Origin of the sequence: Tepidanaerobacter sp. EBM-49, from assembly GCF_001896645.1 — a bacterium.
Lineage (GTDB): Bacteria > Bacillota > Thermosediminibacteria > Thermosediminibacterales > Tepidanaerobacteraceae > Tepidanaerobacter > Tepidanaerobacter syntrophicus.
In genome coordinates, this window is sequence record NZ_MPPE01000032.1 from 15,678 (window position 1) to 37,981 (window position 22,304).

Genomic DNA, 22,304 nt, shown 5'->3' on the forward strand with positions numbered 1-22,304 from the left:
GTGTGCATATGTCCAGCTATTTACAGGGAATAATTATATTAGTAGGAATAAATCTGATTGCGGTTTTGGGAATATCGATACTTACAGGTTTTACAAGACTGTTTTCTTTTGGAAATGCCGGTTTTATGTCAATAGGGGCATATGTTTCTGCAATAATGACTGCAAAGTATGGAATTCCATTTATACCTGCACTAGTTTTTAGTGCTTTATTCGCAGGATGTATTGCTTATTTACTGGGAACATTGACCCTTAAGCTAAAGGGAGATTATTTTCTCATTACAACTTTAGGATTTGGAGAGTGCGTTCGGGTTCTTTTCGCCTATATGGAGCCTGTGACAGGCGGAGCTCGTGGATTTGCCTCGATACCGCACTATACGACACTTTTTATTACTGTAATAAGCGTAATACTTGCTTTTGTATTCGCATGGAATTTAGTTCACTCAAAGACGGGCCGAAACTTGATAGCAGTTAGAGAACAGGAACTTGCCGCTGAAATGGTTGGAATTGATACATTCAGCAGCAAAAAATTATCTTTTGTAATAAGCGCCATATATGCCGGATGGGCAGGAGCACTTTATAGTCACAATCTAACATTTATTTCCCCAGAGATGTTTAACCTTGCAAAATCGTCAGAGCTTACTATTACAGCTGTTATAGGTGGGTTAGGAAGCTTAACGGGAACAGTGCTTGGCACACTTCTTGTTACACTATTACCAGAAGTATTTCGCAGTCTTGCCTCATACAGAATGTTAATATATGGTATCGCCGTAGTTACAGTAATTGTTTTTAAACCAGATGGTCTATATGGATATAGGGAATTTTCTATTAGCAAGGTAATCTCTCATATAAATAATATTGCCAGAAAGGTCCCGAAGAAGGGGGCAGATGCAAATCATGAATGAATTACTTAAAATAAAAAACCTCAGCAAATATTTTGGCGGCGTAAAAGCCATAAACAATTTCAACCTTACTATTGAAGACGGAAAAACTCATGGTTTGATTGGCCCGAACGGTGCAGGAAAAACCACGATTTTTAACGTAATTACAGGAGTTTATAAACCAACTAACGGGAGTATTATATTTTGCGACAAGGAAATTTCAGGGATGAAAACTTTCGCCATAGCTAGAGAAGGAATAGGAAGGACATTTCAAAATATTAAACTTTTTTCATATTTAACAGTTTTAGAAAATGTAATTATCGCTGGAAATCAAGATATTACCTATAATATGTTCGAATCTTTTATAAGAACAATAAAATTTAGAAAAGAAGAAAAGGCACTTTATGAAAAATCCATGAAACTTTTAGAGTTTGTAGGGCTGCAAGATATGAGCCAAAAACGTGCCAGCAGTCTTCCTTATGGCCATCAAAGAAAGTTGGAAATCGCAAGAGCTCTTGCTTTAAATCCAAAATTATTGTTGCTTGATGAGCCGGCTGCCGGAATGAATCAGGAAGAATCAAAGGAACTTGTCTCCTTTATTTATAGGATAAAAGAAGAATTCGGCTTAACGATTTTGATTATAGAACATCACATGGATGTTATAACTGATTTATGTGATGAATGTACAGTGCTGAATTTTGGAGAGACTATTGCAGAAGGGTCTCCTGCACAAATTAAGAAGGATCCTCTTGTAATCGAGGCGTATTTGGGGGAGGAGTATAGATGCTAAAGGTAGAGAATTTGTCAGCTGCTTATGGAGCAATTAAAGCTGTAAGCAATGTTTCCATTGAAGTAAAGCCTAAAGAGATCGTTGCTATTTTGGGGGCTAACGGAGCTGGCAAAACCACACTATTAAAGTGCATTTGTTCGGCAATGCGAAAATCAGAGGGTTCAATACTTTTCGAAGGCAAAAAGACGCCGGATAAACCTTATGATGTAGTAAAACTGGGTATCACCCTTGTCCCTGAAGGCAGGTTAATTTTTACAAATCTGACTGTATACGAAAACCTAATAGCGGGGGCATATCTTTGCAAAGATAAAAACGAGGTAAAAGAAAATTTAGAAAAAGTCTATGCTCTATTTCCAATTTTAAAGGAGCGAAAAAATCAATATGGTGGATACCTTTCAGGGGGAGAACAGCAGATGCTAGCAATCGGCAGAGCTTTGATGATAAGACCGAAACTGATAATGCTCGATGAACCGTCTTTAGGTCTTGCTCCGATTATCGTGTCACAGATTTTTCAAATAATTCAAAGCCTGCAATCCACAGGAACATCCATCTTATTGGTTGAACAAAACGCATATAAAGCTCTTGCAATTAGTAATAGAGCATATATTATGAACGTTGGAAAAATAGTAAAGGAAGGGACGCCCGAAGAACTGTTGAAAGACAGCGCACTTCTTGAAGCCTATCTTGGAACATAATAAATTAATACAAAAATACAAATTTCATAAATGGAGGCAAATCCATTGAAAACAAATAAATTGTCTGTTGGAATATGGACATATGGAAAATGCAGCGATCGTTACGTTTCAGATGGCTACAAGCCATTTTTAGATTTCGATCAGCGGATTGAAAAGATAAAAAGTCTAAAGGAAAATTGTGACATAGAATTAAATTATCCTAATGATTTAAACGAGGAAAATTATAAGGAAAGAATGTGCAAATTCAGTGAAGCAGGTCTTAAGGTCTCGGTAATAAACGTCGAATTAGTTTGCGAAACTCAATGGAAACATGGCTCTTTTTCTTCATTTGATTCTAGCATGAGAGAATTGGCGATTTTGCGAACGAAAAAAGCTATGGATATAGCTGAAGTCTGCAATTGCAATACTCTTAATTTATGGCTTGGCCTTGATGGATTTGATTATGTCTTTGAAGCAGATTACAGAAAAGGATGGAATTACTTAGTTGAAGGCATACGGGAATGTGCAAAGTATCGTCCCAATATCAGATTAGCCCTTGAATATAAGATTAATGAGCCAAATATGAAATGTTATATTAACTCTGCCGGAAAAGCTTTGGCATTATGCTTGCTGACTGGATGCAGCAATGTAGGGGTTACACTTGATTTCGGCCACTCACTAAATGCAAATGAAAATCCAGCAGAATCCGCCGCTTTGCTGATGGGAGAGAAAAGACTTTTTCATGTTCATATAAATGACAATTATGGTATATGCGACGATGATATGCCGGCTGGTACAGTGCATTGGCCACAGTTTATTGAATTTATCTATTGGCTTGATAAACTTGGTTATAGCGAGTGGATAAGCGTTGACATCTATCCATATAGAGATGAAGCACAGCAAGCAAATCAAGCAACAATTGACTTTGTAAGATTTGTTGAGAAAGTAGCCGCAAATCTAAAAGTAGATTTTTTTGACGGTACTTTTCCAAAAGGAATGTCTATTACACGCCTTATAGAAGCTTTTAAACATTTAGAATAAGAAAGAAGATGAAAAAAATGAAGGCAGCAGTATGGCATGGACATAAAGATGTTAGGGTAGAAGAAATGCCAGAACCGGAAGTAAAACCTGGATATGTAAAAATTAAGGTGGCATGGGCTGGTATTTGCGGAACTGATAGACATGAATATGTGGGACCAAATTTTATACCTGTAAAGACTCCGCATCGGCTTACTGGAAGAACAGCTCCTCTTATTATGGGGCATGAATTTTCTGGTGTAATAGTTGATGTGGGGGAAGGCGTTACTAACTGGAAAAAAGGAGACAGAGTAACCGCAAATGGCACTCTATCATGTGGCCAATGCCCAATGTGCCGGGCGGGGCGAGAGAATATTTGCTCAAAACTTGGATTTCTTGGTGTTTCTACCGACGGAGCTTTTGCAGAGTATGTAATCGTTGAACAAAAGCGATTGTTCAAGATACCTGATAATGTAAGCCTTAAAGATGCAGTTTTGTGCGAACCATTAGCTTGCGGCTTACATGCCGTCAATATAATGAACTTTGATTTTGATGGAACAACGGTTGTAGTTTCAGGAGATGGTATAATTGGACTTAGTGCAGCAATAGCTTGCAAGCAAGCAGGTGCAAAAAACGTAATTATATCAGGAGTAGGGACCTTTAAAAAAAGCCTTGCAGATGAAATAGGTTTAAAACATGTTGACATAACACAAGAAAATCTGTTAGATGTGGTAAAACAAGAAACCGACTCATGGATGGCAGATGCTGCGTTTGAGTGTGTTGGGGTAGAATCATCATTGCACAGCGCTATTAAATCAACACGACCGGCAGCTTCTGTAATGGTAATGGGGGTGTTTGAGAAGCCACCGGTTTTTCCGATGAATGACTTTCAAGAGGGAGAAAGAATTTTATATACTTCACAAGCCCACATCAATGAAATAGGAATTTGTCTGGACAATATGAGCAAAGGCAAATATCCCTATATAGAAAAAATGATAACAGGAGTAGTCGACCTGGATGATATAGTTGAAGGCGGGTTTGAAGAAATGAACAGGCATCCAAATGACAATATAAAAGTTCTGGTGCGTATTGCAGGAGATCAGTTAGCATAAACTTTTATTTCTAAAATGTGAAGGAGAGAAAGATAAAATGAAAGAAGATTTCAAGTTTGAAACTTTAGCTGTTCATGCCGGAAGCCATCCTGATGAAAAAACAGGAGCACTTGTTGAACCGGTATATATGACAAGCACATTCGTTTTCACACCTGATAAAATGGAAAGATGGCTTGCAGGCGCGCCGCAAGAGGATGAGATAATTTATACTTACAGCAGATCGAGGAATCCCTCCCAAGTTTCCCTTCAAGAAAAAATCGCCGCGCTTGAGCATGGTGAGGCATCATTGGTTACTGCTTCAGGCATGTCTGCCATAACAATGGCAATTATGGGACACTGCAAAAAAGGTGATCATATAATATCTGCCCAGACGATTTACGGGGGAACCTTCGGCCTTTTTACACATGTATTGCCAGAATACGGCATTGATGTGACATTTGTTAAAGATTTGACTGTAGAAAGTTTAGAGGATGCTAAAAATGATAATACAAAAGTAATTTACTTTGAAACCATAGCAAACCCTACATTGGAAATTCCTGAATTTGATGAAATAGTTGATTGGGCAAAGAAAAATAATATAAAAACTGTTGTTGACAACACCTTTACTTCACCATATCTATTCAAGCCTCTTGACTGGGGAATTGATACAGTTGTCCATAGCTGTACAAAATATATTAATGGCCATGGTGACTTGGTAGGCGGAGTAGTAGTTGGAAGTAAAGATTTCTGCGAAAGCCTGAGGAAAACAGAATATATGGATATAGGGCCGGTACCTGCACCGCTTAATTGCTATTTAATGACAAGAGGTTTAAAGACCCTTCACCTGAGAATGGAGAGACATTGTCAAAATGCTTTAGCATTTGCCAATGCAATGAGCAAACATCCAAAAATAGAAAAAGTAATATACCCTGGCCTTGAAAGCAATGAATATTATAATCGTGCGCTGAAATATTTCAACGGTTTTGGAGGAATGGTAAGTTTTGTAATAAATGGAGGAATAGAAGAAGCAAAGAAAGTCATATTTAGTTTAAAAATAGGCAAACCTGCAGTGAGCTTAGGCGATTTAGATACACTTGTAGAAATTCCTGCAATAATGACTCATGGCAAAGTTCCAAAAGAGGAACGTGAAAAAATGGGTGTAAAGGATGGATTAATAAGAGTTTCTGTAGGTATTGAAAATATCGATGATATAATTTGTGATTTTGAGCAAGCCCTTGAAAAAATTTAAGAAGGATTGGTTTACACGATGAAAAGTTTCTTGTGTATTGATGCCGGAACAACAAAGATAAAAGCTGCATTAACAACTACAGAATCAGAATTAATTGACTCTGCAAGCAAAGATGTGAAAGTCCTGATGCCAAGTCCAGGCATTTCAGAAGTAAGTATGAATGAGTATTGGGACTTACTCTACGAAGTTCTTGAAATCTTATATACCAGAAACACCGACCTTTGGAGTGAAATTTGTGCTGTTGGGGTTTGTGCTCAAGGCGACGGCGCTTGGCTCTTAGATACAAATTGTAATCCTGTAAGATCTGCTATTCTTTGGAATGATACGCGTCCGGGGACTATACAAAAAGATGAGCTAAATCTTATAAATCAAAAATGTATTGATTTGAATACAACACCACTTTTTTCTGGAGCTTTTCCTATAATCCTTAACTGGCTAAAAAGACATGAACCAAATAACTACAAAAAAGTCAAATGGGTAATACATTGCAAAGACTGGATAAATTACAAACTTACAGGTAATATAGCTACAGATGTAACCGATGCATCAACAGCCGCCTTTGATATTTTTAATAAGACATATTGCTATGAAATATTAAATTGGCTTGATATAGACGAGTTAAGAAATTGCTTGCCGCCTGTTTACCAGTCGACTGAAGTTGTAGGGGAAGTTTCTGAAAGCATATCTAAGTATCTTAAAATACCTGCAGGAACACCAGTAATAGCAGGTTCTCTAGATATTTTAGCTGCGGCTGAGGGTAATTGTTTAATGAAAACGGGAGAAAAAGGTAGTATCCTTGGCACTACTCTTGCAAATTTCGTAGTTATAAATGAAAATGAGGCAAAAAGAAATTTAGGCAGTATTGGCAGCGTCCTATGCCATGTAGAACCAAATATGTACATCAAACAAATGTCTGCCTTAAGCGGAATAGCATCATTAGACTGGGCCAGAAACATATTAGCTGAAGGGATGACTTATGCCCAATTAGAGGAAGAACTAAAAAAAGTTCCAATAGGAAGCAATGAGATAATATTTTTACCATACCTTTTCGGTGAAAGAGCTCCTTTTAGATTGGCAAATGCCAGTGGGGCATTTTTAGGACTTAGAGCATATCATAAAAAATATGATATGATAAGGTCTGCTTATGAAGGTATTGCTTTAGCATTATATGATTGCCATACAAATCTGCCAAAGTACAAGAATAGGCTCTACATAGCAGGCGGAGGGGCACAGAGTGACTTTCTTTGCCAGATAATATGCGACTGCTTAGATGAACCATTAGTCCGAAATAATGTAAAAGAGCTTGGTATCTTGGGCATCTCCTATTTATTACAGAAGATAGCAGGTCAAATTCCTAAATTCAATGAGCAATACTTAACATATTTTTACCCAAATCAATACAACCATCAAATATATATGAAAATTTATGAACGATATTCGACATACAAAAACCTAATGATAAATTACTGGGGGAAAGATTAGTTTTTAATATGAAGCGCTCTACTCAGCAGTAGAAGCAACTATAAAATTATCAAATCAGTACCGGCAGATTCAATGCAGGTACTGATTTTTATTATGTACTCCTTTATACTTTATAAATTTGTGTACATGGTTTTTGCTTCTTTCACTTAAGATACAACAAACAATTCAGTAATCCTCAGACTTCACGGATATTTACCATAATCAGAAAAACTCCTTATCTTGCAAAAAACTCTAAATACGGATAAAATTAAAAATGACAGCAAAGCAGCTGAAGAAAAAGCTGCAATAATTTTATTGAAGGGTATAGGGATAAGGTATAAAAGTATGGCAGATCTTAAAGAGAGTTTTTGGTTTGCGCCACCGGAAGAAATTATAAAATCACTGGATACTACTGAAAATGGCTTATCTACTGAAGAAGCGAAAAAAAGACTGCAAATCTATGGGATAAATTCTATCGCTGCTTCAAAAAGCAAAAGCACATTCTCACTTTTAATTTCCCAATTTAAAAGTCCGATAATCATTATACTTTTCTCTGCGACATTGCTTTCTTTCTTGTTACACGATACATTAGATGCCTTGATTATTTTAACAATTATAATAATAAGCGGTTTGCTGAGCTTTTGGCAGGAATATAGTGCAAATAATGCAATATCTAAATTATTAGCCTTAGTTGAAGTTAAAGTTACAGTTCTTAGAGATAATACGCCGATTCAGGTAAAAGTTGAGGAAATTGTGCCAGGCGATATTATCTTATTGAAAGCCGGCAGTTTAATACCGGGCGACAGCATAATATTAGATTCTAATTCCCTGACGGTAAATGAAGCGATTTTAACAGGGGAAAGCTTTCCGGCTGAAAAATCACCCGGTATAGTTTCACCTAATACACCGCTTGCCCAAAGAAAAAACTGCTTATGGATGGGCACCCATGTTATAAGTGGAACCGGTAAAGCTTTAGTCGTCACTACCGGCAAGTCTACGCAATTCGGAAGCATATCCGAAAGACTTAAAATAAAACCAAAGGAAACTGAATTTGAAAGAGGAATAAATCAATTCGGATATTTTCTCATAGAGCTTACATTACTGTTGGTGATATTTATATTTGCAGTAAATGTTTTACTTGAGCGCCCTGCTCTTGACTCATTCCTTTTTTCATTGGCCTTGGCTGTAGGACTTACACCCCAACTGCTTCCTGCTATAATCAGCGTAAACCTTTCTTACGGAGCAAAAAAGATGGCAGAAGCTAAAGTCGTAGTTAAAAGACTTGCTTCGATAGAAAATTTTGGCAGTATGGATGTATTGTGTTCAGACAAAACAGGAACCTTGACTCAAGGAGAAATACAGCTTCAAGCCGGAGTTGATGCAAATGGTAAACCGAGCGAAAAAGTTCTAATGTATGCTTATATAAACGCTTTCTTTGAATCAGGATTTGTAAATCCTATCGACCAGGCGATAAGAAATTATAAGGAGTTTGATGTTAAAGATTATGAAAAAATAGACGAGCACCCCTATGATTTTATTCGAAAAAGACTAAGCATAATGGTGAGCAAACAAGGTAGCGACGAAAGCCTTATGGTAACTAAGGGTGCCGTAAGCAACATTCTTGAAATATGTACAAAAGCTGAACTTGAAACAGGTGAAATTGTAGATATTTCAACTATATTGCCAAATATTCAGCAGCTTTATGAAAATTACAGCAACAGCGGCTACAGGGTGCTTGGGATAGCATATAAAAAAATAGATGCTAAGTCTACGATTGAAGACGAAAAAGAAGAAGATATGATATTTCTCGGCTTTTTAACGTTCACTGATCCTCTAAAGCCCGGTATAATAGAAACAATTACCAACCTTAAGAATTTAGGAGTTTCTCTAAAAATTGTAACAGGTGACAATAGATATATTGCGGCAAATATAGTAAAACAATTAGGTTTTAATAATGCAGAAATACTTACGGGGCCGGAAATACATAAAATGACTAATGGAGCACTTACTCAGCGGTCATCTTCCGTTTCTATATTTGCAGAGGTTGAGCCAAATGAAAAAGAACGCATAATAGAGTCATTAAAAAACGCAGGCCATGTTGTAGGATATATGGGCGATGGAATAAATGATGTGTCGGCTTTGCATACTGCTGATGTGAGCCTTTCCGTGGACAGTGCGGTAGATGTGGCAAAAGAAGTGGCTGATATAGTTCTGCTTGAAAAAAATCTAAACGTGTTGGCAGACGGCATAATGGCCGGGAGAAACACTTTTGCCAATACATTAAAATATGTGTTTATGGCCACAAGCGCAAACTTTGGGAATATGTTCAGCATGGCCGGAGCATCTTTGTTTCTTCCATTTTTACCACTGCTTCCAAAACAAGTATTGCTTACAAATTTGCTTACAGATTTTCCTGAAATGACAATAGCTACGGATTCTGTAGATGCGGAAATGATAGAAAAACCTCGAAGATGGGATATAGGTTTTATACGCAAATTCATGCTGACATTTGGACTTCTCAGCTCCGTGTTTGATTACTTAACATTCGGTTCATTGCTTTTATTAATTCATGCAGATGATGTTCAATTTAGGACTGGCTGGTTTGTAGAATCAGTTATTTCCGCTGCTTTGATTGTTTTAGTTGTGCGCAGCAGGAGACCATTTTATAAGAGTAAACCCGGGAAGTATCTCTTGATAGCAACTTTTGCTGTCGCAACTGCAACTGTCGCTATTCCATATTCTCCGCTTGGAGGAATATTAGGTTTCGAGCCTTTAAAGATTCATACACTTTTGCTCATAGCCGCTATAATATTCATTTACATAATAAGCGCCGAGATTATTAAATTCCAATTCTATAAAAGAATTAAATACTAAAGAGTTTTTGAAAGATAATATAAAGGTGATAAATTTGAAACGTATTGATGCTGTGGATTTGTGTCTAAATTCTTGACACAAATCCACAGATTAGTAATTTTATAACTATTATCTTACAACAAAGCGTATAAACAAAAAATATTTTTAAAAACTTATTGCCAAGATGGCAAAAAGATATTATGATATAAACAAAGCTATTACTGTGAAAACCTTGTTTTGGGGTATCTTTTTATGGTAAATGTCTATGATAAACTAATGAATATGAAAGACCAAAGTAAGCTGCTTCTTGGTCTCATTCAAAAAAATGGACCGGTTACCAGGAACCAAATTATGGATGCTACCGGTATGAAGTTAACTACTTTAAAACGGTTTATGCAGCCACTTTTAGATGAAGGATTTATAATTGAAGCAGACATGGGAAAATCTACCGGCGGCAGACCTCCCGCGTTATACGATGTAAATCCCGAAGGTTTTTATGTAATCGGTATTGATATTTCACGAACTTATACTGAGACTGTCATAACAAACCTGAAGATGGGTATTATCGATTTGCATCGTTTTGAATCGCCGCATGATCCGGAAGATACTGTAAATCAAATATCTTTGTACTTGGAAGATTCGTTGCGCAGATTGGGTATAGCAAAATCCTTTGTGCTGGGAGCGGGAATAGGCACTGTAGGACCTCTTGACCGTGAGAAAGGAATTATCCTTAACCCGGCGAATTTTCCATCAAATTCATGGGTTAATGTGCCTATCAGGGATATGTTCAAGGAAAAATTGAGTCTTCCAATCGTCGTTGATAATGGTGCAAATACTGCAGTTTTGGCCGAGCATTTATTCGGGACAGGCAAGGGCATAGATAACATGTCATATTTTCAATGCGGCGTCGGCATTAGGACAGGTGCCATTTCTTCAGGAGGCATTGTAAGGGCTATTAATGAGTATGAGGATGCTTTTGGGCATATGGTTATTGATATTAATGGGGAATTATGCCACTGCGGAAATCGTGGTTGTATTGAAACAATGTGCTCAATACCTTCTATTACTAAGAAATTTAAAAAACTGCTGGAACAAAGAAACTCGTCATCTATAAACGAGCCTTTGGATAAAATTGATTATTTGTATATCTGCAATGCTGCAGAGCAAGGCGATAAGCTTGCTAAAGAAACAATAGTGAATGCTGCCACCCGTTTTGGCATAGGCCTTGCCAACTATATTAATTTAATCAATCCTGAATTGGTGGTGCTCAGTGGGCCGCTTATTGAACATTCTCCACTATTTTATAAAACAGGAGTGGAGGTGGCATCAAAGCGAAGATATATGAAAAACAGCAGGGTTATTTTCAGCAGGGGAGGATATTTTAAAGATAAAGCCATAGCGGTAGGGGCAGCAGCATTATTAGTTGAGGAAATCTTGGCAAGCCAAGATGTATAAGCGAGGAATGAAGATGAAAAATAAGAGTCAATTTAAATTGTTTTTAGAACTGTTTGCGACATTTTTTAAAATAGGGAGCTTCACCTTTGGCGGCGGTTATGCAATGATACCGCTTATAGAGCGGGAAGTTGTTGAAAACAAGAAATGGGTTACAGAGGAAGAGGTCGTTGATGTATTTGCCGTGGCCCAATCTCTGCCGGGCGCTGTTGCAATAAATTCATCAACTTTTATAGGATACAAGATAGCCGGTAAAAAAGGAGCGCTGGTAGCTACTGCAGGTGTTATATTGCCTTCACTATTAATCATAACTGTAATAGCTATGTTTTTTTCAAGGGTTCAGGACAACCCTGTAGTAAAGGCTATATTTTCCGGAATCAGGCCGGCTATTGTCGGGCTTATATCTGTTGCCGCAGTAAATATCTCTAAAGCATCAATTATAGATAAGGTTGGGCTTTTTCTTGCGATAGCAGCGGTTGTTTTAGTTGCTGTTTTTGATGTGCAGGCTATATTTGTAATTCTTGCAGGGGCTGCAGTAGGGCTTTTTATATACTATTTGCTTCCTTTAAAAGCAGCAAAGATTCTAGATAGCGGAGGACATAAAGATTGATTTATTTACAGCTATTTTTGTCATTTGTTAAAATCGGATTATTTAGTTTCGGCGGCGGCTATGCAATGATACCCCTTATACAAAAGGAAATTGAAAGCCATGGGTGGCTTTCTGCTTCCCAATTTGTCGATATTATAGCGATATCTGAAATGACGCCGGGTCCTGTTGCTGTAAACTCTGCAACTTTTGTGGGATATAAGGCAGCAGGTATATTAGGCGGAATTGTTGCAACTTTTGGCGTAGCGTTACCATCTGTAGTGCTGGTTTTAATAGTTTCAAGGTATTTTTTTAGATTCCAAGACCACCCTTTAAATAAGATGCTCTTTTACGGCATAAGACCGGTTATTGTTGGGCTTATCTTTTCCGCTGCAGTGATTGTTGCTCAAACTGCATTTTTCAAAGAAGATCTCGTATTTAATTTAAGTTATATATTAAAAAATTTCCTGTATATAATTAATTTCAAAAGTGTGCTTATATTCGCTGCCTCGCTGATATGTCTTATTAAATTTAAGATAAATCCGATTTGGATGATAGTAATTGCCGGGATTTTAGGGGTTGTCTTTGCTTTTTAGCCTTACTAACAAGCATATCTCATCTGCCGGCAATCTGCTTATCTATTTCGGCGATTGCACTTTTCGCATAATGAGTTTTGGCATGCTTATCAATTTAAGGCACTTAAAGCTAGAACTATAAGAATTATCTTAACAGGTCTGGCTTTATTTAATAACATGCCTTTGATTTGAAGGATTTTGTTTAAGTAAGTATATTTTATTAGAAACTCAGAGCCTGATTTTAGAATACTTGGGCAAGATGCTTCTTATATCAAAAATAATGTATTATGTATAGGTTCAAGAACCACGACAAAACTTCGTATAGAAATGGCAAAATAGGATTCCGTTTTCTCGAGAAACTTGCAGAGTATGCCTATGGTGCTTCAAAGGGTAAAAAATTCAGGCATTAAGTGGTGTGAATCTTTATAAGATATGGAGTATAATAAAGCTGTAGAGAAAAGCGAAAGGAGCAAAAGATTATGAGAAAAAATTTTGGAGCAAAAAGCTGGTTTTATCCTTTGCCTGTTCTGATTGTGGGCAGTTATGATGAAAATGGCAATGCAAATGCTATGAATGCGGCATGGGGAGGTATTTATGACACGAATCGTGTTATACTTTCTCTTAGTGAAGATCATAAAACTACAAAAAATATTAAAACCAAAAGAGCTTTTACTATAAGTTTTGGCGATGTTGCGCATATTGCAGCCTGCGATTATGTAGGGCTTGTTTCCGGAAATGATACCCCGGATAAATTGAAAAAAGCCGGCTTTACCACTGAAAAGAGCAGCTTTGTGGACGCGCCAATCATACGTGAGCTTCCAATGACATTAGAGTGCCGTCTACTAAAAGTGAATGAAGACGGAAACATTATCGGGGAGATTGTCAACATCAGTGCCGATGAAAACATACTTGACAAAGACGGTTTGATTGACGTAGCTAAACTGAAGCCAATTTCCTTCGATCCGGTTCACAATGATTATTTAGTTGTAGGTGAAAAAGTTGGCAATGCTTTTGAAGATGGTAACGCTCTTAAGTTTTAGGCTTGAAGCGAGCATATGCTTGTTGGCTAAAAGCAAGGCATAACTTTTGCTAAAAGAGCAGTAAGTTCGATTACCATCTAAAGTTACATCTTACATAAAGAAAATCAAATGACCATAAGATGTGGAAGGCTTGTCTTAACCAATCCGTATTCGTATAATCCCGCAAATAAACCATATTTAAGGCATTTTAAGCCGGACCGATAGAAGCTAATGACTAATATGTACGCTAAGGTCCGGCTTAAAATTTTATCAATTATAGTTTAAATCTGCTTATTGAGTTTCTTAATTCCTCTGCCATATTAGAAAGCTTTACAGCAACCTCTGATACTTCTCTGTTAAGCGCGGTTTGTTCTTGGCTTGCAGCTGCTGCACTTTCTATATTGTTAAGGAAGTTTTGCGAAATTGAAGTCACCTGTTGCATAGAACTTGCCATCGTTTGAGTTTCAGCAGATATTTCTTCCACCACAGCAACCACATCTTGGAGTTGGTTCGATACAGACGTGACATCTTGCAAGATCTTATGGAAAGCTTCTCCTGCATTGCTTACAAGCACACTGCCTTCTTTTGCCGACTGGGTGCCCTCTTTTGCTGCTGAACTTGCTGTTTTTACATCTGCCTTGATTGCGTCAATAATTTCCTCTATACCTTTAGCAGCCTGCCTTGATTCTTCCGCAAGCTTTCTTACTTCTTCAGCTACAACAGCAAAGCCTTTGCCCTGATCGCCGGCGTGAGCTGCTTCAATAGCTGCATTTAATGCGAGTAAATTAGTTTGATCGGCAATTGAAGTGATCAGCGAAACTATTTCTCCGATTTGATCGGATTTTTTCTCAAGCTGAGTTATTCTTTCCTCGATTGTTTTTGTATTGTTGTCTATTTGCTGCATTTGACTTACCGCTAAATTTACCACTTCATTTCCTTTGCCTGCTTGCTGCGCACTGCTGACTGCGGCCTGTGTTACACTTTGAATAGTCTGAGCTATTTGCTCGACGCCTTTTGCTATTTCTTCCGCTCCGGTAGAGGTTGTATCAATAATTTCCTGTTCTTTTTGCTTATCAGCAGCAAGGTTTTGCATAGTAACTGCAACCTGTTCGCTTGCCTTCATAGTTTCCTCCGTGCTTGTACTTAGCAATTTTCCTGTTTCAAGCAGCTGCTCTATATTGTGCAGAATATTTATAATTACTTTTCGCACAGATTTGACCATAGAAGTTAGATTTTCTGTCATTTGGCCCAGTTCATCCTCACTCTTTAAAGAGAGCTTTGCGGATAAATCTCCAAGAGCGATGTTTTTGGAAAACTCATTTACCTTTAGTATATTCTTGCTAATATAGTTACTGTAACGAAATACAGCAAATACAACCGCCAAAATAGAAAGTAGCATAACAAGGAGTAAGGTAGAAAGCAGTCTTTGAACAGGCGCAAGAAGCTCGCTTTCGGGTATAACAGTGCAGACAAACCATCCGGTACTCGGAATAATATTGTAACCGACTCTCATCTTTTCCCCATTTTCTGTGTAGTATCCTATACCTGATGTGCCGTTTAAAATTTGTGAACCTAATTTTGACAAAGACTCATTTTTGCTTTCCGTTATTTTTTCTTTCATAATCACATCCTTGTTGGGAGATGCAAGGTAATCACCGTCTTTGCTAAGCAAAAAAGCATATCCTTCTTTGCCTACTTTGATCTCAGATATCATCTCTTGAAAATGAGTTAAATCAATATCGGCTGTAGCAAGGCCAAATAATTTTCCATTTTCATCATAAAATGGAGCGCTTGCAGTTATTAATATTTTTCCTGCGGTTTCATCATTAAGTGGTTTAGACCATTCAACACTGTTTTTTGTATTAACAGCTATCTTGTACCATTCCCAATTAAAATAGTCATAGGCCTCAGTTTCGAAATCTGAACTTGCTATTACTTCGTTTCCTTCTTTATATACATATGGTCCAAAATACTTGACGTTCTTATCATACCGATAAGGCTCAAACCAAATTCCCCCACCATACGTATCGTCATTTGTAGCAACCGCTTTCTTTAATACTTCTATGTATTCCTCTTTTGTAAGATTAGTCCCCATGGCTTCAGCAAAGCGAGCCAGTATTTCCGGTATTTTACCGTGCTGAATCAGCAGCTTGTCGATTGTTTCTGTAACTCCCTGTATTTGATAATCTAATCCTTTATTTACCTCTTCATCGATAGTGCTTCTAAAAAAGAAAAAACTAAATGCTGACAGAGCTACCATAATGCCAATAGTCAAAGGCAAAATATAAACCAGAGTTCTTGTTCGAATACTTTTAAATTTCACACAGTATACCCCCTTTTAAATTTTAATCATTATACATTATTATGCCAGAGAATTCATCTTGTGGAAATTATACCATAATATAATAAAATTTTCCAAATCCTGCTTATTTTCATTTGAGTAATTTTTTAATATTTTTTGAGATTTTTTAGCTTAATAATAGTTTTTATATATTAAGGCGGTAAATTATGCCTGTTATGAAACATCAGACAATTTGTCCTAAAATATAAACTTATGAATACACCTATATAATTTTTTGTGTTAAAATAGTAATAACTTATTTAAGAAATAGTATTTTTTTGTCCTGCTTTAATAATTAATTCACAAAGAGGAGGTTCTATTATGGATTATGATGTAATTGTTGTCGGCGGCGGACCGGGAGGGTATACTGCCGCAATAAGGCTTGCTGATTTAGGCAAAAAAGTTGCAATAGTGGAAGAAAATTCCCTTGGAGGCACTTGCCTCAATCGTGGATGTATACCTACAAAGGTATATGCCCATGCTGCAGAACTTATAAATTCTATAAAGTCTGCAAATGATTTTGGCATAGCAGCAGAATACAATGTAGATATTGATAAGATGCGAAAGAAAAAAGAGCGCGTAGTAAAAAGACTTGTAGCAGGTGTTGGCTATCTTATGAAATCCCATAATATCGATGTAATCAATGGCAAAGCTACATTCTTGGACAAAAATACAATCCAGGTAGATAAAAAATATACTGCCGAAAATTTCATAATAGCGACAGGGTCTAAAACATTTGTACCACCAATACCGGGTACCGATGATCCTGGAATGATGATAAGTGATAAGGCACTAGAACTTGAAAACGTTCCGGAAAGAATCGTTATTGTAGGCGCAGGCATAATCGGCCTTGAATTTGCCAACATTTATAGTACTCTGGGTAGCAAAGTAACCGTAATAGAAATGCTGCCTGAGCTTTTGCCGATGATTGATAGGGATATTGCCGATATAATGCAGAAGGCTTTAAGAAATAAGAAGATAGATCTGCATTTAAATAGCAAAGTTGAAAGGATAGAAGCTGGTCCTGCTGTGGTTTATTCAGAAAATGGGATATCAGTTAAAGTTGACTGCGACGCAGTTTTGATGGCAGTTGGCAGGGTTGCAAATGTAAACGGCATTGAAAACCTGGGCCTTGAAATGGATAGAAAGGGCATCAAAGTAGATTTACATATGAAAACCAGCATAGATAATATTTATGCTATAGGTGATGTAACAGGAAGTATACAGCTTGCTCACGTGGCATCATATGAAGGAATAATAGCTGCTCACAATATTGCCGGAGAAGCAAAGGAAGCCGATTTAAATGCAGTTCCAAGTTGCGTCTATACGGAACCTGAAATAGCCTGGGTTGGTTTAAATGAAAAGCAAGCAAAAGAGAAGTATGGTGAAATAAAGATAGGAACATTTCCATATTCTGCTTTGGGCAGAGCCATGACAATGGGCGAAAGCGAAGGCTTAATTAAAATAATTGCTGAAGGAAAATATAATCAGATAGTGGGTATGCAGATTATAGGAAAAGATGCAACAGAGATGATTCACGAAGGGGTCCTGGCAGTAAAAGAAGAATTTACTGCAGAGGAACTGGCGGATACAATTCATGCACATCCTACACTTTCTGAAGGAATTAAAGAAGCGGCTGAAGACATCTTGGGCATGCCAATAAACAAAGGTTAAAATTAAATACAGCCAAATATTTACTTAAAATAGGGACGTTAACGTCCCTATTTTATATGTGAATTTTTTCGCTTAATTTTGTAATTTACAAATATTTTGCTATAATTTAATTATAGAAGGGAGGGATATTATATGAAAGATACTTCAGAGCTCATTAAAAAGGCATGGACTGACTTTACCGAGCATGGAATATTAAAATCTGATGTTATAAAAAAAGATGTGGCAGATTCATGGAAAATATGTAAGTCAGCAGGGGTTGATCCGTTAGGCGGTGCCGGTGCAGTTTTAGATAAAACAGCACTTAAAAAACGTCTGAAAGAAAATGAGAATTTAATTAAAATTGCTCATCCTATAATGGAACAAATTTACAATCAGGTAAGGGGTTCAGGCTTTGTAATCGTTTTGACTGATAAAGACGGCTGTCTTATTGATAGAATAGGTGACGAAGGAATAATGGGCGAAGCTAGAAAAATGAATTTTGTTGAAGGAGCCCTATGGACAGAAAACGCAGTAGGAACTAACGCTATCGGTATGGCTCTGCGCCTTGATAAGCCCATACAGCTTGTAGGAGCTGAACATTACTGCATAACACATCAAACGGGAACCTGCTCTGCCGCCCCTATTCATGACGAAAACGGTCAACTCATAGGTTGCCTGAACATGACAGGATTAAAGGAAGCCGCTCATCCCCATACTCTTGGTATCGTCCTTGCGGGAGCTTATTCGATAGAAAAGCAGCTTGCATTAATAAGATCTAATCAAATCATTGATACAGCCTTCAATTCTATAAACGAAGGGATACTTATTACAGATGGCAAGCTAAACTTAATTCTGGCAAATAAATCAGCTTTAAAAATATTGGGTATCGAACAAGATCAAATATTCCATATTCCCATAGTTTCTCTAATACAGAATCATGAATCAGTTGATGAGATTATGACCTCCTTGAAGCCTATTTTCGATGCTGAATGCACATTTTGCACAGGAAGCAAGACTGTTAGGACAACTGCTAATTTTGTACCAATTCTTGATACCTCAGGAATATCAGGGCTTGTAGTGACATTTAAAGAAGAAAAATACGTGCATAGATTTGTAAACAAGATTGCAGGGTATAGAGCAAACTATATATTCGAAGATATAATAGCAGTAAATCCAAACATGAAAAAAGTCATAGAATCTGCCCGTAAAGCTTCTATAACCGACTGCAATATTCTAATAACCGGCGAGAGCGGTACAGGCAAAGAACTTTTTGCTCAGGCGATCCATAACAACAGCAAAAGGGCAAAAGGTCCCTTTGTAGCTGTAAATTGTGCTTCCCTGCCTAAGGACCTGGTAGAAAGTGAATTATTCGGATATGAAAAAGGGGCGTTTACCGGTGCAAATAAAGAGGGCCATCCCGGAAAGTTTGAACTTGCGGACGGTGGAACAATATTTTTAGATGAAATTGGGGAACTTCCGATTGAGATACAGCCTAAACTCTTAAGAGTGCTTGATAATCATAAAATCTCAAGGGTAGGCAGCACCCACGAGCGTCAAGTAGATGTAAGAGTGCTAGCTGCTACAAATAAAAATTTAAGAAAAGAAGTTGATAATAAAAATTTCAGAGATGATCTTTATTACAGATTAAATGTGATAAATATTACTATACCGCCGCTTAGAAACAGAATGGAAGATGTTAGGGTATTGGCCAATGTGTTTTTAAGCAGATTAAATAAGGCAAATCCGGGAAATCACAAGGAATTTGATAAGAATTTTATAACTAAACTTGAAAGATATTATTGGCCGGGAAATGTTCGAGAACTACAAAATGTTATAGAACGAGCGTATTATCTGACCGACGGAAAATTAATTACAGAAGAATATTTACCGGAAAATATATCAATAGGTCTGAAAAATGAAGACCCAAGATTAAAAGATAACATAATACCGCTGAAAATTATTGAAGAAAGAAGTATTAAAAATACCTTGGCAGCTTCTGGAGGAGATATTTTAAAGACAGCTGAAATGTTGAATCTAAGCAGAGCTACAATATATCGCAAAATAAAGAAATATAATATTGACGTAAATAGTTACAAAAATCAAAGTTAAGACAAATTAGTATCATTTTGAGAAAATACTAATACTTACTTTAAAGTAATCTCAAATTGAGACAAATTATTTTGTATCAAAATGAGATTACTGTTTTTACAAATGGCGAAAACCCCGATAATCGGGGCTTTGTTTTTTTGGCACGATACTTGCTTGATTTATGTAATGGAGGGAGGCGGTATTTATTAAACGTTTCATTATAGAATTTGGTTATGGCATAGATTTACATGGTCAAGACGTGACTAATGCGGCCAAGAAAGCTGTAAAAGATGCAATTTCTCATAGCTGTTTATCAGGACTTGTGGAGATATTAGATGTTAAATTAGATGATGTGATTGTAGATGTAACAGTTGCGGTATCAAAGCCGGAAGAAATTCGGGAGGAGGTGATAAAATCTGTTTTGCCTATCGGCAAAAAGAAAGTTACGGCAGTAAAAGGAGGTATGAGAGTATCAGGGATTTTTATACCGGGTTTTGAAGACAAGGATGATACTGTAGAAGTTGCTGTGGCATGTGTAACAGTTGGCATAGAAGATAAGAATTTACAAAAATAAATTTTGGGGAGGCTTGATTTTATGGACTTTTCAAAAGAAATTTTGCTTGATATGTATACCAGAATGCTTAGAATAAGAAAATTCGAGCTAAAAGCAGCTGAATTATTCGCCGCAGGCGAACTAGGCGGATTTGTGCACTTATATGCAGGAGAAGAAGCAACAGCCGTTGGCGTGTGCGAAAACCTTTCGGATGATGATTACATTACCAGTACCCATAGAGGCCATGGACATGTTATAGCAAAAGGCGGAGAGCCTAAATATATGATGGCTGAACTTTATGGCAAAGAAACCGGGTATTGCAAAGGAAAGGGCGGTTCGATGCACATAGCTGATGCCACAAAGGGCATATTAGGTGCAAATGGTATAGTTGGTGCAGGATTGCCTATTGCTACAGGAGCGGCTCTTTCTATAAAGCTTAGAGGAAGCGATCAAGTGGCTGTATGCTTCTTTGGCGATGGTGCATCTAACCAAGGGACATTTCATGAATCAATGAACATGGCATCTGTGTGGAAACTACCGGTAGTCTATATATGCGAGAATAATCTGTATGGTGAGTTTACAAGTCAGAAAGACCATCAAGCCATAACTGATGTAGCGGATAGAGCGATAGCGTATGGTTTTCCGGGAATTACCGTAGATGGTAATGATGTATTGGCTGTTTATGAAGCAACAAATGAAGCAATAAAAAGAGCAAAGGACGGAGCAGGACCGACTCTCATAGAATGCAAGACCTATAGACTTAGAGGACATTTTGAAGGCGATCCGCAGCTTTACAGAAGCAAAGAAGAAGTAGAAGAATGGGCTAAAAAAGATCCAATACCAAGATTTGAAAAGTATCTCCTGGAAAATAATATAGCAAGCGAGGAAGAAATTAAAAAAATACAAAATAATATAGATCAAGAAATCGAAGACGCAGTAAAATTTGCAAAAGAAAGTAAAGAGCCCGAAGAAAAAGCAGCGGTTGAAGATGTTTACACAGATATTGTGGAGGAGGTGCGGGTAAGGTGAGAAAGATGAATTTTGCCCAAGCTATAAACGAGGCGTTAAGAAATGAACTAAAAAGAGACCCTAAAGTATTTTTAATGGGTGAAGACGTAGTTCACGGAGTTTTCGGAGTGACGGCTGGTTTAATAGATGAGTTTGGCAAAGAAAGGGTAAGAAATACACCTATTTCCGAAGAAGCTATTGCAGGCGGAGCAGTTGGAGCTGCAGCTGCCGGCAGCAGGCCTGTAGCTGAGATTATGTTTATAGATTTTGCCACAGTTGCAATGGATCAAATCGTAAATCAAGCTGCCAAAATGCGCTATATGTTTGGCGGCAGAATAACACTTCCTATAACCTTTAGAACCATGGTGGGTGCAGGCATACAAGCGGCAGCTCAGCATTCCCAAAGCCTTGAAGCATGGTTTACTCATGTGCCGGGCCTTAAGGTGGTCTACCCATCAACTCCGAAGGATGCTTTAGGTCTTACGATAGCCGCAATAAGGGATGACAATCCAGTGATAGTGTTAGAACATAAGCTTTTGTATGCTATGGAAGGAGAAGTTCCCGACGAAAATGAGCCTATTCCCATTGGCGTAGCTGATATTAAAAGAGAAGGTAAAGATGTGACCATTATTGCAACCGGTATGATGGTTCACAAAGCGCTAAATGCTGCAAATCAACTGGCATCAAATGGTGTCGAGGCCGAAATAGTGGATCCAAGAAGCCTGTTTCCAATAGATAAGGATATGATTTACGATTCTGTAAAAAAGACACATAAAGTAGTTATAGTAAGCGAAGAAGTAAAAAGAGGTGCCTGGACGGCTGAGCTTGCATCTATGATTGCGGAAGATGTATTTGATTATTTAGATGCCCCAATTATGAGAATAGGAGCACTGAATACCCCTATACCTTTTTCTAAAACTCTTGAAAATTTTGTTGTGCCAAATGAAACAGATATTATCAAAGCAGTCCAAGCTATAGTGTGAAGCTTGCAGAGGGGAGACCCTCTGCCCCTCTGC

At 37.5% G+C, this 22,304-nt stretch carries 18 protein-coding genes; 17 read left to right on the forward strand and 1 reads right to left on the reverse strand.

Features of this window, described 5'->3' with window-relative positions; genetic code table 11:
• The first annotated feature begins 8 nt into the window (after positions 1-8).
• From BUE08_RS05070 to BUE08_RS05125, 12 genes are all read left to right on the forward strand, one after another.
• Positions 9-902: a branched-chain amino acid ABC transporter permease gene (locus BUE08_RS05070; RefSeq protein WP_213951055.1), complete on the forward strand. Its 894-nt coding sequence runs from the start codon at positions 9-11 to the stop codon at positions 900-902.
• Positions 895-1,668, forward strand: coding sequence for an ABC transporter ATP-binding protein (locus BUE08_RS05075; RefSeq protein ID WP_286680506.1), 774 nt, complete (start codon positions 895-897; stop codon positions 1,666-1,668). The genes BUE08_RS05070 and BUE08_RS05075 overlap by 8 nt, the downstream gene beginning before the upstream one ends.
• A complete protein-coding gene (locus tag BUE08_RS05080; RefSeq protein ID WP_286680507.1) occupies positions 1,662-2,363 on the forward strand; it encodes an ABC transporter ATP-binding protein in 702 nt (233 codons plus the stop codon). Before BUE08_RS05075 ends, BUE08_RS05080 begins: the two co-directional genes overlap by 7 nt.
• Positions 2,364-2,408: 45 nt before the next feature.
• Positions 2,409-3,383 (forward strand): sugar phosphate isomerase/epimerase family protein, encoded by a 975-nt coding sequence (locus tag BUE08_RS05085; RefSeq protein ID WP_286680508.1) that lies wholly within the window; start codon positions 2,409-2,411, stop codon positions 3,381-3,383.
• Between the two features lie 17 nt (positions 3,384-3,400).
• Positions 3,401-4,471, forward strand: a complete 1,071-nt coding sequence (locus BUE08_RS05090; protein WP_286680509.1) for a 2,3-butanediol dehydrogenase — start codon at positions 3,401-3,403, stop codon at positions 4,469-4,471.
• Positions 4,472-4,508: 37 nt separating this feature from the next.
• The gene (locus BUE08_RS05095; protein ID WP_286680510.1) at positions 4,509-5,699 is read left to right on the forward strand and encodes a trans-sulfuration enzyme family protein; all 1,191 of its coding nucleotides are present in this window, start codon (positions 4,509-4,511) and stop codon (positions 5,697-5,699) included.
• 18 nt (positions 5,700-5,717) lie between these two features.
• A complete protein-coding gene (locus BUE08_RS05100; RefSeq protein ID WP_286680511.1) occupies positions 5,718-7,181 on the forward strand; it encodes an FGGY-family carbohydrate kinase in 1,464 nt (487 codons plus the stop codon).
• Between the two features lie 219 nt (positions 7,182-7,400).
• Positions 7,401-10,034: a magnesium-translocating P-type ATPase gene (gene mgtA / locus BUE08_RS05105; protein ID WP_286680512.1), complete on the forward strand. Its 2,634-nt coding sequence runs from the start codon at positions 7,401-7,403 to the stop codon at positions 10,032-10,034.
• Positions 10,035-10,265: 231 nt separating this feature from the next.
• Positions 10,266-11,468: an ROK family transcriptional regulator gene (locus BUE08_RS05110; protein WP_286680513.1), complete on the forward strand. Its 1,203-nt coding sequence runs from the start codon at positions 10,266-10,268 to the stop codon at positions 11,466-11,468.
• 13 nt (positions 11,469-11,481) lie between these two features.
• Entirely contained in the window at positions 11,482-12,075 is a 594-nt protein-coding gene (locus BUE08_RS05115; RefSeq protein WP_213996471.1) for a chromate transporter, read from the forward strand.
• Positions 12,072-12,647 (forward strand): chromate transporter, encoded by a 576-nt coding sequence (locus BUE08_RS05120; protein ID WP_213996472.1) that lies wholly within the window; start codon positions 12,072-12,074, stop codon positions 12,645-12,647. Before BUE08_RS05115 ends, BUE08_RS05120 begins: the two co-directional genes overlap by 4 nt.
• Positions 12,648-13,105: 458 nt before the next feature.
• The gene (locus tag BUE08_RS05125) at positions 13,106-13,666 is read left to right on the forward strand and encodes a flavin reductase family protein (protein WP_286680514.1); all 561 of its coding nucleotides are present in this window, start codon (positions 13,106-13,108) and stop codon (positions 13,664-13,666) included.
• 253 nt (positions 13,667-13,919) lie between these two features.
• On the opposite strand, the gene BUE08_RS05130 is transcribed toward BUE08_RS05125, so the two are convergent.
• Positions 13,920-15,968, reverse strand: coding sequence for a methyl-accepting chemotaxis protein (locus BUE08_RS05130; RefSeq protein WP_286680515.1), 2,049 nt, complete (start codon positions 15,966-15,968; stop codon positions 13,920-13,922).
• Between the two features lie 339 nt (positions 15,969-16,307).
• Between BUE08_RS05130 and lpdA the strand changes: the two genes are divergently transcribed.
• The 5 genes from lpdA (at position 16,308) to BUE08_RS05155 (ending at position 22,271) form a co-directional block, all read left to right on the forward strand.
• Positions 16,308-17,660, forward strand: coding sequence for a dihydrolipoyl dehydrogenase (gene lpdA / locus BUE08_RS05135; RefSeq protein ID WP_286680516.1), 1,353 nt, complete (start codon positions 16,308-16,310; stop codon positions 17,658-17,660).
• Between the two features lie 132 nt (positions 17,661-17,792).
• Complete coding sequence (locus BUE08_RS05140) at positions 17,793-19,748, forward strand: sigma-54-dependent Fis family transcriptional regulator (protein WP_286680517.1); 1,956 nt, start codon at positions 17,793-17,795, stop codon at positions 19,746-19,748.
• A gap of 184 nt (positions 19,749-19,932) precedes the next feature.
• Positions 19,933-20,301, forward strand: a complete 369-nt coding sequence (locus tag BUE08_RS05145) for a Lin0512 family protein (protein WP_353682090.1) — start codon at positions 19,933-19,935, stop codon at positions 20,299-20,301.
• Positions 20,302-20,322: 21 nt separating this feature from the next.
• A complete protein-coding gene (gene pdhA / locus BUE08_RS05150) occupies positions 20,323-21,309 on the forward strand; it encodes a pyruvate dehydrogenase (acetyl-transferring) E1 component subunit alpha (protein WP_059033568.1) in 987 nt (328 codons plus the stop codon).
• A complete protein-coding gene (locus BUE08_RS05155; RefSeq protein ID WP_059033571.1) occupies positions 21,306-22,271 on the forward strand; it encodes an alpha-ketoacid dehydrogenase subunit beta in 966 nt (321 codons plus the stop codon). The genes pdhA and BUE08_RS05155 overlap by 4 nt, the downstream gene beginning before the upstream one ends.
• The last annotated feature ends 33 nt before the right edge of the window (positions 22,272-22,304 follow it).

What these genes read in the sequence shown, in the direction of transcription:
- BUE08_RS05080 (WP_286680507.1), top strand. Translation starts at nt 1,662, where the DNA reads ATGCTAAAGGTAGAGAATTTGTCAGCTGCTTATGGAGCAATTAAAGCT.
- BUE08_RS05100 (WP_286680511.1), top strand. Translation starts at nt 5,718, where the DNA reads ATGAAAAGTTTCTTGTGTATTGATGCCGGAACAACAAAGATAAAAGCT.
- pdhA (WP_059033568.1), top strand. Translation starts at nt 20,323, where the DNA reads ATGGACTTTTCAAAAGAAATTTTGCTTGATATGTATACCAGAATGCTT.
- BUE08_RS05115 (WP_213996471.1), top strand. Translation starts at nt 11,482, where the DNA reads ATGAAAAATAAGAGTCAATTTAAATTGTTTTTAGAACTGTTTGCGACA.
- BUE08_RS05140 (WP_286680517.1), top strand. Translation starts at nt 17,793, where the DNA reads ATGAAAGATACTTCAGAGCTCATTAAAAAGGCATGGACTGACTTTACC.
- BUE08_RS05070 (WP_213951055.1), top strand. Translation starts at nt 9, where the DNA reads ATGTCCAGCTATTTACAGGGAATAATTATATTAGTAGGAATAAATCTG.
- lpdA (WP_286680516.1), top strand. Translation starts at nt 16,308, where the DNA reads ATGGATTATGATGTAATTGTTGTCGGCGGCGGACCGGGAGGGTATACT.
- BUE08_RS05125 (WP_286680514.1), top strand. Translation starts at nt 13,106, where the DNA reads ATGAGAAAAAATTTTGGAGCAAAAAGCTGGTTTTATCCTTTGCCTGTT.
- BUE08_RS05110 (WP_286680513.1), top strand. Translation starts at nt 10,266, where the DNA reads ATGGTAAATGTCTATGATAAACTAATGAATATGAAAGACCAAAGTAAG.
- BUE08_RS05075 (WP_286680506.1), top strand. Translation starts at nt 895, where the DNA reads ATGAATGAATTACTTAAAATAAAAAACCTCAGCAAATATTTTGGCGGC.
- BUE08_RS05095 (WP_286680510.1), top strand. Translation starts at nt 4,509, where the DNA reads ATGAAAGAAGATTTCAAGTTTGAAACTTTAGCTGTTCATGCCGGAAGC.
- BUE08_RS05090 (WP_286680509.1), top strand. Translation starts at nt 3,401, where the DNA reads ATGAAGGCAGCAGTATGGCATGGACATAAAGATGTTAGGGTAGAAGAA.